This window comes from Nonomuraea sp. NPDC050022, assembly GCF_044460705.1.
Lineage (GTDB): Bacteria > Actinomycetota > Actinomycetes > Streptosporangiales > Streptosporangiaceae > Nonomuraea.
This window is the reverse complement of sequence record NZ_JBITKE010000013.1, coordinates 87,060-100,332: the sequence shown is the minus strand read 5'-3', so window position 1 is coordinate 100,332 and position 13,273 is coordinate 87,060. Positions and strand designations below refer to the sequence as shown.

The 13,273-nt window shown below is 66.8% G+C and carries 10 protein-coding genes, 3 tRNA genes and 1 pseudogene; 8 read left to right on the top strand and 6 right to left on the bottom strand.

Translation table 11 applies throughout. The annotated features are described in order from the left end of the window. Nucleotides 1-15: 15 nt before the first annotated feature. Nucleotides 16-366, bottom strand: coding sequence for a metallopeptidase family protein (locus ACIBO2_RS44660; protein WP_397304201.1), 351 nt, complete (start codon nt 364-366; stop codon nt 16-18). 51 nt (nt 367-417) lie between these two features. On the opposite strand from ACIBO2_RS44660, the gene ACIBO2_RS44655 reads away from it, so the two are divergent. From ACIBO2_RS44655 to ACIBO2_RS44625, 7 genes and pseudogenes are all read left to right on the top strand, one after another. Next, nucleotides 418-1,962 carry a metallophosphoesterase gene (locus ACIBO2_RS44655; protein ID WP_358532517.1) on the top strand — a complete coding sequence of 515 codons (1,545 nt, stop codon included), beginning with the start codon at nt 418-420 and terminating at the stop codon, nt 1,960-1,962. After that, nucleotides 1,963-2,035, top strand: a tRNA-Glu gene (locus ACIBO2_RS44650). 87 nt (nt 2,036-2,122) lie between these two features. Beyond that, a tRNA-Asp gene (locus ACIBO2_RS44645) sits at nt 2,123-2,197 on the top strand. A 4-nt stretch (nt 2,198-2,201) separates the two neighbouring features. Further along, a tRNA-Phe gene (locus ACIBO2_RS44640) sits at nt 2,202-2,278 on the top strand. A 712-nt stretch (nt 2,279-2,990) separates the two neighbouring features. Continuing rightward, nucleotides 2,991-4,295 carry a hypothetical protein gene (locus tag ACIBO2_RS44635; protein WP_358532514.1) on the top strand — a complete coding sequence of 435 codons (1,305 nt, stop codon included), beginning with the start codon at nt 2,991-2,993 and terminating at the stop codon, nt 4,293-4,295. 215 nt (nt 4,296-4,510) lie between these two features. Next, on the top strand, nt 4,511-4,855 hold the full coding sequence (locus tag ACIBO2_RS44630; protein WP_397304200.1) for a type II toxin-antitoxin system Phd/YefM family antitoxin: 345 nt from the start codon (nt 4,511-4,513) through the stop codon (nt 4,853-4,855). Further along, a pseudogene (locus ACIBO2_RS44625) lies at nt 4,771-5,024 on the top strand (Txe/YoeB family addiction module toxin). Before ACIBO2_RS44630 ends, ACIBO2_RS44625 begins: the two are co-directional and overlap by 85 nt. A 48-nt stretch (nt 5,025-5,072) precedes the next feature. Here ACIBO2_RS44625 and ACIBO2_RS44620 read toward each other — a convergent pair. Genes ACIBO2_RS44620 through ACIBO2_RS44600 form a run of 5 tightly spaced genes read right to left on the bottom strand, consistent with a single transcriptional unit; the run spans nt 5,073 to nt 9,982 of the window. Next, on the bottom strand, nt 5,073-6,062 hold the full coding sequence (locus ACIBO2_RS44620) for a hypothetical protein (protein ID WP_397304199.1): 990 nt from the start codon (nt 6,060-6,062) through the stop codon (nt 5,073-5,075). A 52-nt stretch (nt 6,063-6,114) separates the two neighbouring features. Then, the gene (locus ACIBO2_RS44615; protein ID WP_397304198.1) at nt 6,115-6,978 is read right to left on the bottom strand and encodes a bile acid:sodium symporter; all 864 of its coding nucleotides are present in this window, start codon (nt 6,976-6,978) and stop codon (nt 6,115-6,117) included. A gap of 49 nt (nt 6,979-7,027) precedes the next feature. Then, nucleotides 7,028-8,353, bottom strand: a complete 1,326-nt coding sequence (locus ACIBO2_RS44610; RefSeq protein WP_397304197.1) for a Dyp-type peroxidase — start codon at nt 8,351-8,353, stop codon at nt 7,028-7,030. A 21-nt stretch (nt 8,354-8,374) separates the two neighbouring features. Beyond that, complete coding sequence (locus ACIBO2_RS44605; RefSeq protein WP_358555015.1) at nt 8,375-9,391, bottom strand: hypothetical protein; 1,017 nt, start codon at nt 9,389-9,391, stop codon at nt 8,375-8,377. Nucleotides 9,392-9,448: 57 nt separating this feature from the next. Next, on the bottom strand, nt 9,449-9,982 hold the full coding sequence (locus ACIBO2_RS44600) for a hypothetical protein (RefSeq protein WP_358555012.1): 534 nt from the start codon (nt 9,980-9,982) through the stop codon (nt 9,449-9,451). A gap of 159 nt (nt 9,983-10,141) precedes the next feature. Here ACIBO2_RS44600 and ACIBO2_RS44595 point away from each other — a divergent pair, with 159 nt between their 5' ends. Next, nucleotides 10,142-13,261 (top strand): BTAD domain-containing putative transcriptional regulator, encoded by a 3,120-nt coding sequence (locus ACIBO2_RS44595; protein ID WP_397304196.1) that lies wholly within the window; start codon nt 10,142-10,144, stop codon nt 13,259-13,261. The last annotated feature ends 12 nt before the right edge of the window (nt 13,262-13,273 follow it).

Genomic DNA, 13,273 nt, shown 5'->3' with positions numbered 1-13,273 from the left:
ACCCATTGCGAACGGTTACCAGCCTAGTTCATGGAGCCGCGCGTCATCGATGCCGAAGTGGTGCCCGACCTCGTGCACGACCGTTATGCGCACTTCGTCGATCACATCGGCCTCGGTATCGCAAATCTGACATATCGGATTGCGGTAGATCTCAATGCGGTCGGGCAAGACTGCGGAGTACCAGTCGCCGCGCTCTGTGAGGGGGATTCCGGTGTACAGGCCCAGGAGGTTGGGTTCGGGCGCATCGTCGACCACCGTGACGACGACATTGCTCATCGCCCGGGTCAGACCTGGGGGGATCACGTCCAACGCCTCGGCTACGAGCTCCTCGAACCTCTCCCGCGAAACCTCAATCACCCTTGCCATTCTGCCTCGCAGGTTGGGTAAGCAAGAAACTGTATGAAGTTCGCTGACAGATTGAAGACAGTCCTCCAGTCGCGGGTGTCCAGGGTCGTGGCCGTCCTCATCGTGGCCGCCGTGGGCGCCTGGCTCGGCATCTTCCTCAGCGGCACCGTCAGGGCTCAGGTCGGTCCGGTAGAGACGGGTATGTCGCTCCGACCCGCCTGGGACGGCGAGACGATCGTGGACGCCAGCCCGCTGGGCACGCTCACGTTCCGCACCCATGACGCGCCGCTCCGGCTCCGCATCTCCCTCGAGAACATCGACCAGGAGCGCGCCAAGGCGATCATCGAGGACCCGCGGCTGGCGGACCGGCTGCCGGAGATCATCGAGCGCGACCTGCTCGACGGTGTCCGCGCGCTGCTGATCCGCTCACTGCTGTGCGCGGGGGCGGGGGCGCTGATCGCGAGCCTGCTGGTGTTCAGGCGTCCTAGAGTGGCGCTGCTGGGCCTGCTGGTCACCTCGGTGGCACTCGCCGGCACCAGCGCGCTGGCGGCGCTCACGTTCCGCCCCAATTCGCTCGTGGAGCCCAGATACTCGGGGCTGATCGCCGCCGCGCCGTCGCTGGTGGGCAGCGCGGAGTCGATCGTGACGAAGTTCGAGTCGTACCGATCACAACTCACCAAGCTGGTCACGAACGTCTCCAAGCTGTACGACACGGTGTCGACGCTGCCGTTGTACGACGCGGACCCCAGATCCATCCGTGTCCTCCACGTCTCGGACATCCACATCAACCCGATCGCCTGGAACGTGATCCGCTCCCTGAAGGACCAGTTCAAGGTCGACATGATCATCGACACCGGCGATATCTCCGACCATGGCACGAAGACCGAGAACAAGTTCGTCGACGAGATCGGCACCCTCGGCGTCCCATACGTCTACGTTCGCGGCAACCACGACTCGATGATCACTCAGAAAGCGGTCGCCAAGCAGAAGAACGCCGTAGTCCTGGACGACAAGACCCAGAACGTGGCAGGCCTGAACATCTACGGCCTCGGCGACCCCCGCTTCACCCCCGACAAGACCGTCGCCGTGGACTCGGACCCGGCGGTCCTGGCCCAGTTCGGCCGCTCGCGTGTGCCGCGAATGGGGAAACCGGACGTGGTCGCCGTCCACGACCCGGAGGTCGGCCGCGGCTTCTCCGGCGCCACGCCGATCATCCTCGCGGGTCACACCCACGAACGATCGACGACCATGCTGCCCTCGGGCACCCGCCTCCTGGTCCAGGGCTCCACGGGCGGCGCCGGCCTGCGCGCCCTCGAACACCCGCAGCCGACCCCCGTACAGGCCTCGGTCATGTACTTCGACAAGGAGACCAGACGCCTGCAGGCCTGGGACGACATCACGCTCGGCGGCCTCGGCGAGCAGTCGGTGTACATCCAACGTCACGTGGAGCGCGACCCGGGACGTATGATTTCTCCAGAGCCAACGAACGCCCCGTCGCCAACGGGATCGATCACTGGCACGACGTCGCCGGCCGCTGGTCCGCCACTTTGGCATCAAGGGCAATCGTCCCCTATGCTTCAGAGGTCTCCAACGGAAGACGACAGGGAAAGTTCCTGAGCCCCCATCGTCTAGCGGCCTAGGACACCGCCCTTTCAAGGCGGCGGCACGGGTTCGAATCCCGTTGGGGGCACGGCGAAGCGCCTGGCGCACCGCAAAACGGTTGGTCGAAAGCCAACCGGGAGCTGGTAAGCTAAGCGAGTCGCAAAGCAAGACGCAAGGTCCTGTAGAGCAGTTTGGAGTGCTCGCCACCCTGTCAAGGTGGAGGTCGCGGGTTCAAGTCCCGTCAGGACCGCTCGGGTCAGGTAGCTCAGTTGGTACGAGCGTCCGCCTGAAAAGCGGAAGGTCGGCAGTTCGACCCTGCCCCTGACCACCATTATTCACCAGCAGGAATGCCCCGCCCATGATCATATGGACGGGGCATATTTGTGTCTGCGTGTCTAAGGTTCCGGAGCGAGCTGACCAAGACGGTGTTCGAGCGCACCGGCCTGGACAGCGGCCGGACCGATGCTCCGCCGACGTGCTGGAGCTGCGTCCCCAAGGCCCTGGAGCAATGCCCCATGCTCCAGGCGGACTTCACCTTGTACACCGTTAGTGCAGTCGAGGCGGTCAGTGTCCCTGCTGTCCCCGCCGTCCCTGAACCTGCGGTGACCTGCACGAAGGCGAGCGGAGACGAGGGCCGGTCCACCTGGGCGGCTGCCCCTACCGTCCCTGGTGATGATGACTACACCGATCACGAGGCGAGAAGCTGAACGGTGCTTCGTACGCCCTTCTAATGCGCTTCGCGCTGAAGATCGACTGTAACACTCGGCGGGGCGTCTCCTGAGTGTTACAGCATGTCCATGTATATGCGTCGATGAAGGCTCGTCAAGACGCTGAAAACATTGCTGAATCGCCCTTCTATGACCCCTTGCGTTCTATTGTCGCGCTCCAATGCACGCGTTTGGATCAAAGGGCGATCTTCTGGGGTGCATCCCCAAGCGGTGGGTTCCGAATGCGTCCCAGCGCCGCCGCCTGTCCTGCCCCAGTGCTCTCGTCGTGGGCGGTTCGCCGGCCTGCGCCGTTCCCCAAGAGAAGGAGCCGTGATCATGACCGCGCTGACCTACACCATCTTCACCGAACCGGCGTCTTTGGAGGCGTCAGACGCCAGACGGAGGTCCAAGTCCACAGGGACGGTGTACCTGGTCGTCACCAACACCTCAAGGAGGACGGACTGGTCCAGGATCGAGGTGAAGGTGCCCGTGGGCGACGGCCCCGGGCATCTTGGCCCGAACATCACGGAGCTGAAGGGCGAATACACCGACAACCAGTGGGGAGCCCAGGCGACAACTCGGGGGGTGAAGGTTGAGCGCCAACAGGGCACCAACGTCTTCGAAGTCACTCCCCAGACCGGGGGCGTTGCATCTTTCAGACCTGGCGACTACATGGTGCTGACGCTGGAGAACATCACCGTCGCCTCGGCCGCCGGGCCGGCAGTACTGACGGTGAGAGAGAAGACCGAGGACGATGACGGGGAGCACACTCGCTACACCTCGGTAGCGCTGGTGAAGGCCGCTCCGAAAGAGATTCCGGCGCCGCGTGGCTTCCATCCGGACAAGGGCATGATGGGCGCCGGCGAAAACCTGACACTGAGCTGGGAGGGGTCCGCCGAATTCGACTACAAGATCCTGTTCCCCGGCGGAGAGGAGACCATCCCCCCGGGGAGGCGTAGCTGGCCGCTGGCCGACGCCCCGAAGCGGGCTACCACCTACACTCTCGTTGCCACTGACTCCGTCACTAAGCAGCAGCATTTTCTCACCACGACCGTTCAAGTGCGCTATCCCGTCCTAGAAACACTCACCGCCACCACCGGCATTGACTCGCCCTGGGTCCAGGGCACGTCGGAAGCGACCAAGGGGCGTATCACCTTCACCGGCGCAGGGGTGGAGATCTCTAGCAACTCCGGTGCGAAGGGGACCGTGACGGCCGACAAGGCCCATCTAAACGGCGTCAACACTGAGTGGGTGCAGGGGAGAAGCGCCGACGATGGAAAGATCACCTTCCCCAAGGACGGGCTCAACGTCAGCCAAGGGAACGGGTCATGGGGAACCGTGCACGCCGACAAGGCCGATCTAAACGGCGTCAACACTAAGTGGGTGCAGGGGAGGAGCGCCGACGACGGATGGATCACCTTCCCCGTGGAAGGGCTCAAAGTCAACCGGAAAGACGACAACCATCTGACACATCTGGTTGTTGGTTATGCGACCCACGACATCGTGAAGACCAGAATCGTTCGGGGGCCAAAGGACGACGATGGATGGATCAGCTTCCGTAAGGAGGGACTGAATGTCCACCGGGAGCGCGGCACAGAACGGGGAACCGTGTACGCCAGTGATACTGACCTGAAGGGATGACTCTAAACGGCGTCCAACACAATGCCGAATTGATCTCATAGGTATCAGGGGTGGCGGCGCTGGGCGCGGCCACCCTGCCCTGCGCCTGCTGGCCACTGGGCATGCAGTGTGGGGTCAATCCCGGAGTGTGGCAGCTCGTTTATGCAGGTGCGCAGCACTGCCCTTGATGAGCGTGCGACGCTCCTCTTTGATGGAATGACTGCGTGACGAACTGAGTGACAACCGCGGCAGACGATCACGGACGCGCCGCCACCCTCGATGCCGTCATCGACGACCAGGAAGAAGTCCTCATCACCCGTCCCGGCGGGGAAGGCGTCGTGATGGTGTCGCAGCGCGAATACGAATCGATGCGCGAGACGCTCTACCTCATGGCCTCTCCTGTCAACCGCAGACGGCTGTCGGAGGCGGTCGCCCGTCTGGAGGCCGGAGGCGGCGCCGTCCGCGAACTGGCCGATGAGGACACCACCTCGTCAAGATCCTTTTCGACGAACTCGCCTGGGAGGAGTACTGCGACTGGCGGCGAGAAGATCGACGGATCCTCAAGAGGATCAACCAGCTGATCGCCGACGTAGCCCGGAACGAGAATGAAGGCATCAGCAAGCCAGGGCCGCTTAAGTATGAATGATCCGGTTACTGGTCCCGGCGCATCACCTCAGAGCACCGGCTCGTCTACCGCGTCAACGACGACACCTCATGATCGCTGCCTGCCGCTATCGCTATGAGAAGTAGCGTCCGTCCGGCTGCCTATTAGAGAAGCGCTCCTTAAACGATTCGCTTTTACCGCGTTGGCGTAAAGGACGAGACGACCAGCCAGACCCCGGCGGCCACGATCACAGCTGCGACAGCGAGTTCCTTCGTTCGTCCGCCAATCATGCTTCGCGCCACATGGGCGGTCCCGGCCCAGGAGATCCGCACCCAAGGGCGCCAAACGGCCGACGCGACGAGGACGGCCGCGAGAAGCAGGGGCCACCGTATCGAATCGGCGAAAGGTATCTCCCAGTCGCCGCCGTACTCGCTGATGTACGTCGCGACGTCGAGCAGCGGGAAGAGGAGAAGAGCCGTCGCGGCTGCGGTGCCGGCCAAGCGTTCCCAGCGGGTGGAAGCGGTGGCTTTGGTGGCCGCCGCCAATGCGACGAGAACGACCGGCAAGCCGATCCTGTCGGCCGTACCGGACCACCACGCGAGGCCGTTCCAGGACGACTCCGAAATCATGAAGTAGGTGGCGCGAAACTCCCTTGGGTAGATGACCGTGAAGCGGGTGAACATCGCCGCCAACGCTGCCGCGCCGACGGCGCCCGCCCACAGGATGGCCCCATGCTGCCTCCGGGACAGAGGTGACCGGGCCGCCAGGAGCAGCGCCCAAGCCGCCACCGGATAGCAGACGATCAAAGGCCAGGGCAGTACGACCGCACGTTCCTGCCCGGTGCATGGGTCGGGGCCCGGCAGCAGAAGCGCGGTGACGAGCCCGAACGCGAGTACGGTGCCGACTGCGGCGACGGCGGTGAGCACGGCCCGACGTGACCCGCGCAGGAAAAGGCCGGCCACGACGACCGGCAGCAGAAGAACCCCCCAGAACAGCAGTTCTCCCGGTACGTACTCCAGCGTGTACGGACCTTCCATCGGAAAGGGAGCCGAGCTCGTCGCGGCACAGAACCAGCCGACGCTCTGGCTGCCGGCCCCGAAGGCCGTCAGGATCACCGGCCCGGACGCGGCCAGAACCGCACCTAAGCGCAGCACCGCCGCTACCGGGGCCGTGGGTTCCCGCATCACGGCACCTCCGAAAGTGATCAGCCCGGGTCAGGGTAGCGGCTAGCGATCTTCATGTGGAGGCCCGGTGACGGCTCAGTACCGCCGCGATGGGGACCGCCGCCGCCAGGCCGCTCAGCAGTACGGCGGCCAGCGCTCCCAGGATGGACGGCGCGTTGTCGAAGGCGAGACCGACGGCGGCGAGTGCCGGGCCCGCGTTGCGTACCGCCGCGACCCCGCCCATCGTGGTACGGCGTGCCGGTGGTCCGGTGGCCAGGGCCGTACCGAGGGCGAAGGCGAGGGCGGAGAAGACGAAGCCAGCGAGCAGGCTGAGTGAGCCGATCAGCGCGACCACGTCACGCCAGTTGCCCACGAGCATGCCCGCCAGCACGATCAGGAACGTCACGTTCGACGCCTTGGCGGCCACCGGCTGCCATGCCAGCGCCGTGGGCGGAGCGTAGTGTCGCACGATCAGTCCGACGGCGAACGGCACCAGCTGCAGGACCACGACGGTCAGCATCAGCACCGGGACGTCGAGTGCGACTCCGCCGCCCACGTCGGCCGCCTGGAGGATGAGGTTCGCGGTGGGCCCGAAGGTGATGCTGCCGATGGCGGCCAGCAGGACCTGCATCGCCGCCCCCGCGACCACGTCCCCGTTCTGCACCATGCCGAGTTTCGCGCCGAACGGGCCGCCAGGGGAGGAGGCCGTCAGGAGCAGCGCGATGTACGCCGCCGCAGGCAGGCCGAACAGGGCGGCGACGCCCCAGCCGAGGAGCGGGATGGCGACCAGGTTTGCTACCAGCACCAGGATGAGCAGCAGGACGTTCGCGAAGACGGCGCGCAGGGCCGGCAGCGTCGCGCCGAGACCGGCGGCGAACATGGTGGCCGCGATGAAGACGACCGTGACGGCGTTGAACAGCAGATGCAGCGTGTTCATAAAGGCTCCTGGTCGTCATGACGGAGCGGCGTCAGCGGCGTCAGTGGTGTCAGCCGGTCAGGTCGCCCAGCCAGCGCAGTGCGGTCAGTCCTGGCATGAAGCAGTATTCGCCGCCGCGTGTGACGACGAATTGGGGTAGGGAGAGCAGGCGTCGCCGTACGGGACGCCGGGGGATGGTGAAGGACCCGGACCCGGAGGCCGAGCCGACGACAGGGTCCTTCGCGTCACCCGCGCCGAAGAAGACGCCGTCGTTCATCCATTCGGACTGGACGAACTCGAACTGCCGCCCCAGATGCGCTCCCACGAAGGCGAACATCAGCCCCCGGTCGGCCCCGTCGTCTTCCAGGACCCCGTCGGGCAGCGGCGGGCCGTACGCCGTGCCGCGCCTGATCATGCGGTGCAGCCGCGGCACTCCGGCGACCGCGGCATCACGAGGATTGCCCCGGCGGATGTGGCACCCGCCGGGGGTCGTGAAGCCGCCGGCGTCGTCCCGCTCGAACAGGAACATGTTGTTGCGCGTCCGGTCGGCCCCGAGATCGGGGTCGTCGTGCAGAGGGCTGAGCGCCAGTGGTGCGCCGCTGCGCCAGCGTCCCATGATCTTCGCCGCCAGCACTTCCTCGTCCGACGGATCGGTGGAGTTGTCCCTCAGGTACCGCCGGAACAGGGCGACGCGCTGGTGGAGTTTGCGGAAGACCACGTAGCTGCCGTTGCGCCCGAGCACGTCGGGTTGCGGGGTCTGGATGCCGCCGAGCTCGTCGCGGTAGCCGAGGACGAACTCGCCGGCCTTCAGCGGCGTTTCCAACGGGTTCGTACCGGCTATGCCGCTGCCTTCGACGGCGGGATGGCTGATGCCGTCACGGTAGCCGAAGGGTTCGGTCTCGGTGGGCAGCGCGTGGCAGTTCTGGCGCCAGATCGCCGTCACGCCGGGCAGGGCCTCGTACGCCGGCCGGGCGCGGTCGATGGCGGCCTCCAGCAGCGCGCTGTCCGGCGCGAGTGCCACCAGCACCACGTGGACCTCAGGTGTGCCGAGCGGGGACTCCCAGTGCTCGGGGCTGCTCTCGCCGGTGTCGCCCAACGCGTTGGCCCGCGCCGCCATGCCCTGCCGGAACTCCCAGGCGAAGGTGTCCAGCCATTCCAGCGGAACACCGAGCACCTTGAGACCGTGATAGGTGAGCGCGACGCTGACCCAGGTCTCGCCGAGCGGGCTCACCGTGTCGGCGGCCGAGGTCACCAAGGCACTGGCTCGCCGCATCAGCTCCCGCCCGTGGTGGCGGTCGTCGATGCGGAACAGGATGTACGTCGCCGCGTACGGCGTCGGGCGAGGGCTGAGCACCCCGCGCTGGATGTCGTCGAGCTCCAGTTTGACGATGGTCACCTGGACCCGCCTCCCCGTGCGCTATTTCGCCGAGACGATGTTGTTCCAGAAGGCGCGCAGGCTCTCGTCGACGCCGAACAGCGAGCTGAAGATCGTGGTGTCGGCGAAGATCACGTCACCGGCCCGGTCGCCGCTGGGCGGCATCCACAGGAACATGTTGAACTCGGTGTTGCCGGCCTCGGTGAACGGGTGCGGCCTGGACATGTCGATCGGCTGCCTGCCCAGCACGTGGATGACGTTCGGGTCGTCGGTGGTCACGGCGTAGTGCGGCAGGTGCATGTGGAAGTTGAAGCTGGACACGCCTTCCAGCCACCTCTTGGTGTCCAGATCCCTGGCGACGGACAGTGGGGCGCTCTTGCCCCCTTCCGTCACCGCGGGACGCAGCCCGTAGCGGTTCTCCACGGGCACCCCCAGGCCCGCCATCAGCGATCGGGTGTACCTTCCGAAGCGTTGCTGACGGGGCACCAGCGCGTCGCCGTGATGGTGATACTCCATGTCGCGCACGGCCATGTCGTCCGACGCGCCGACGTCGTGATGCGGTCCCAGGGCCAGGCAGGTTCCCTCGCGGGTGAGGAACTCGCGGACCGCCTCGATCTCCGCGGGTGTGGCGTCCTGCCCGGTGATCATGTGGTCCAGCCCCCACACGAACAGGGTGTCGGTGTCCGCCAGCACCCGTTCGTCCAGCGGGGTGTGGAAACCCGCCTGATCGACGCGTTGGTACACGGGCATCGGGTATCCGGTGGTCTCCTCGACGAACTGCTGGAACGGCAGCCAGCCCCAGAAGAACAGCTCCAGCCCGCCCGCGATGCCCTGCTGGAACCGCAGCGGATCCGACCATTTCGGGTCCTCGTAGGCCGGCCACGTCACGCGTCGCACTTCGGTCATCGTGGAGAACCGGTTGTTCAGCTGGGTCACATCCCGGCCTGCCTCGGCGGGATAGCTCCACGCCACATAGATGCTCAGCCGGCGCCGACCGGGGCTGTAGGGGCGCGGCACATGGTGCTGGTTGTAGGTGCGCGCGGTTCTGGACTCGCTCATCTCTTCTCCAGGAAGCTCTTCTCCCGGAAGCTCTTCTCCAGGAAGCGCTGGTGGGCGTCACTGCAGCTGGTCGAGCATCTCCGACATCGCGCTCTTGATCCGCAGAGCCTTCTTGATCTCGTCGGCGGTGACGTACGGGTACTCGCCGTACTCGATGAAGCTCGGGCAGTGGTGCTCACGGACGAATCTGATGAAGGCTTCGGGGTTGGTCTTCCAATCCTCGGGGAAGCCCTCAAGGTTCTCGAAGGCCGTGTTCACTCCCGCCCGGGTGAACAGGGCGATGGCGTCTTCGGTGTACTTGTCGAAGTCGGTGTCGAAGATGCCCTGGTACATAAAGCGTGTGTCATCGTCGAAGAGCACCCAGCGCAGGTAGTGCAGCTTCAAGGGTGCGAGCAGGTCGGGGTCGGCCTCCAGCGCCTTGGCGAGGGTGTAGCCGTGCTCGCGGATCGCGCCGGCTCGGCCGGGTTTGACCTTCGCGATGATGGTGAACCCGTAGCACGCCGGGGTCCGAGGGTAGACAGGGCCGTATTTACCCTGCTCCAGGTGGTCGGTCTCCTTCGGGATGACAGCCGCCTGCGGCCTGATCTCCATGCCGATCCCCTCCGTCGTTCTACTTCTGGGGGAAGGCTAAAACCGGCTGAATGTCCCAATTGTCGCATGATGCGACTTTTTGGGCCAGTCTGGGCGGCGAGATCGAGCTTGATCCACATGGTATCAATGGACGATTCTTACGCTAGGGATCTCTCCTAGGTGTCGCTAGGGATTGGGCACTTCATGGTGTACCACTTCGCCGTTCTGGGCTCCGTTCAGGTCTACCCGGAAGGGACGCCGCAGACCCCGATCCATCTTCGTGGCAAGCCTCGGGCCGTACTGGCCACGCTGCTGCTCAACGCCAACACGGTGATCTCCCGCGACGGGCTGGTGGCCGCTCTGTGGGATGAGCCGCCGGCCACGGCGGTGGCCAACATCCAGACCCACGTATGGCAGCTACGACGGGCGATCCCTGGTGGGGACCAGATCGTCAGGACCGAAGGGTCCGGCTACCTGCTGCGCGTCGAACGCGATCAGCTCGACGCGCTGATCTTCATTGACGCGGCGCGCGAAGGGCGGCTGGCCGTCCAGCGGGGTGAGCTGGCTGTCGCCGAGAGGGCCTTCGGTAGGGCGGTGGCGCTCTGGCGGGGCCGGCCCGCCGAGGACCTCGTGCTCGGTGACATGGTGACGCCCCGGATCGCCGAGCTGGAGGAGGAGCTGTACCAGGCGCGTTCCGACTGGATCGATGTCCGGCTGGCCCTCGGGCAGCATGACCAGCTGATCGGTGAGCTGCGGAAGATCGCGGACGCGCAGCCGCTGCGCGAGCGTTTCTGGGGCCAGCTCATGCTCGCCCTGCACCGGGCCGGGCGGCGGGGTGAGGCGCTGGACGCTTACCGGCGCGTACGGACGCTCCTGGTGGAGGAGCTGGGCGTCGAGCCGGGCGCCGAGTTACGCCGGCTCCACGCGAGCCTCCTGGAGGACCATGAGACACCGGCTGCGCCCGTCTCGGGGACAAAAGTCTCGGGGACAAAAGTCTCAGGGACGAAAGTCTCAGGGACGAAAGTGGTGCCCGACTCCACGACGTGGCACCACATCTGCCAGCTACCCGCGGACCTCGCTGATTTCGTGGGCAGGAGCGCAGAGTTGAAAACGATTACCTCGATTGTGCGCGGCAGGGACCCGGCGGCCTCCGCACCCATGATCGTGACTCTGTCGGGCGCCCCCGGACTCGGCAAGAGCACCCTCGCGATCCACCTCGCGCATCTGCTCCGGCCCGCCTTCCCCGACGGCCAGCTGTACGTACGCCTCGGCGCGGCCTCGCCCGCTCCACGCGATCCCTGGCGCATCCTCGGGGAACTGCTGAGAGCGCTCGGAGTGGACGGAAGCGCGCTCCCCGACACCCTCGAAGAGCGCGCCACCCTGTACCGGTCCCGCCTGGCGGACCGCGAGATCCTCATCATCCTCGACGACGCGGCGGACGAGGCGCAGGTGTCGCCCCTGCTGCCGGGCACGGCGCGGGGCGCGGTTCTGGTGACCTCCCGCGCGCAGCTCGCTCTTCCCGGCGCTCAGGCGATCTCCCTGGACGTACCCGGCGAGGACGAAGCGGTGGAGATGCTCGAACGTACGGCCGGACAGGCCCGCGTGCGCGCGGAGCCGCAGGCGGCGGCGTCGATTCTGCGCGCCTGCGGCCGCCTGCCGCTGGCCATCCGCATCGCGGGGGCCAGGCTGTCCGCCCGGCCCGCCTGGCCGTTGTCCGACTTCGCGGCCCGCCTGGAGGACACTCGGCGGCGCCTCGACGAGCTGGCTCTGGGCCAGCAGACGGTTCGGGCCAACTTCGCCGTGAGTTACGACGCCCTCACCGACGTGGCGCGGCGGACGTTCCGGCTGCTCGGCTTGTGCGGCCTGGAAAGTGTGCCCGAGTGGGCGGCGGCGGCGCTGCTCGGGGAGTCCAGGGATGTGGCGGATCGCGCGCTGGAAGCCCTGGTGGTCGCCGGTCTGGTGAACGGGCCCGAAGCCTGTGCTGCGGGCGGTCTGCGATACCGGCTGCATGACCTGTTGCGGGCGTTCGCACGGGAACAGGCCGAGGCCGAGGACAGTGAGACGCAGCGGCGCGCGGCCCTGCTCCGGCTCGTCAGCGAGAGCCTCGACCGGGTGACGGCGGCCGTTGGCGGCCTCCCCCTGCCCTGCGCGCCCACGCCTAGCGTCGGCGAGTCCCGCCCGGCGGCAGGGGAGTGGGACTCCGCGTGGCTGATGGAGGAGCGCGGGAACATGGTGGCGGTGGTCGAGCTCGCCGCCGCTTTGGACAGACCCGCCCTCGCGTGTGAGCTGGCGTACTATCTGACGGCTTATCTACGGATCCACGGCTTCTTCGACCAGGCCACCCGGGTGCACGATGCCGTCATCGCCGCCGCGACCCGGCTGGAGCTCACCCCCGCGATCTTGACCACTCGGCTGCTGCGGGCGGATCTCATGGTGGAGCGTGGGATGTTCGGCGACGCGCTGGGGGAGTTCCAGTCCTTGCTTGAGCCGTTCGAGCGCTTGGGCGACCGGCGCTCCACCGCGTACGCGCTCAGCGGGCTCGGCATCTGCCGGCATGTGTTCGCGGACTTCGAGGAGGCGCTGGACCGCACCACGCGCGCGGTCGACCTGTTCGAGGAGCTGGGCGATCACGGCGGGCTGCTCAGCGCGTTGATCCACTTGACCTCGATCCACCTTGAGCTCGGCCACCACGACCAGGCCGCCGAGGTCTGCCGTCGTGGGCTGGAGCTGGCGCGCGGCGCCCGCACCGCCTACCCCCGCGCGATCCTGCTCCGGGCCCTGGGCATCACCCACTACAGCAAGGGCGAGGTGACGGAGGCGATCCGGCGCTATGAGGAGAGCCTTGAGCTCAGCCGCGGGCACGGCTATCCGATCATCACCACCTTGACCGAGCGCCGGCTGGGGGAGGCTCTGGGCGCGGTGGGGCGGTTCGATGAGGCGGTGCGGACGCTCACGCACTGCGGGCGGAGCTTCGCGCGCTTCGGCGACACCTACGGTGAGACGCTCACGGCGTACGCCCTCGGGGAGGTCGCCTTCCGGCGCCGTCTTCCGCGAGAGGCGCTGCGGCACCTGACGCACGCGCTCGACGTGCTGGGAGTACGGGAGATGCCGCTCTGGCGCGCCCGAGTCCTGCGCGAGATCGGCCGCGTCCATGCCGATCTCGGTGACCCGGACGCCGCCGTGGCCGTCTGGAACGAGGCGCTGGCCATCTTCCACAGCGTCGACTCCGGGGAAGCGGCGGAGGTGAGCGCCTTCCTCGCCACGTTGCGGACACACCCACGCCAGGTGCCCGCCGGGTGACTCAGCCGCCCG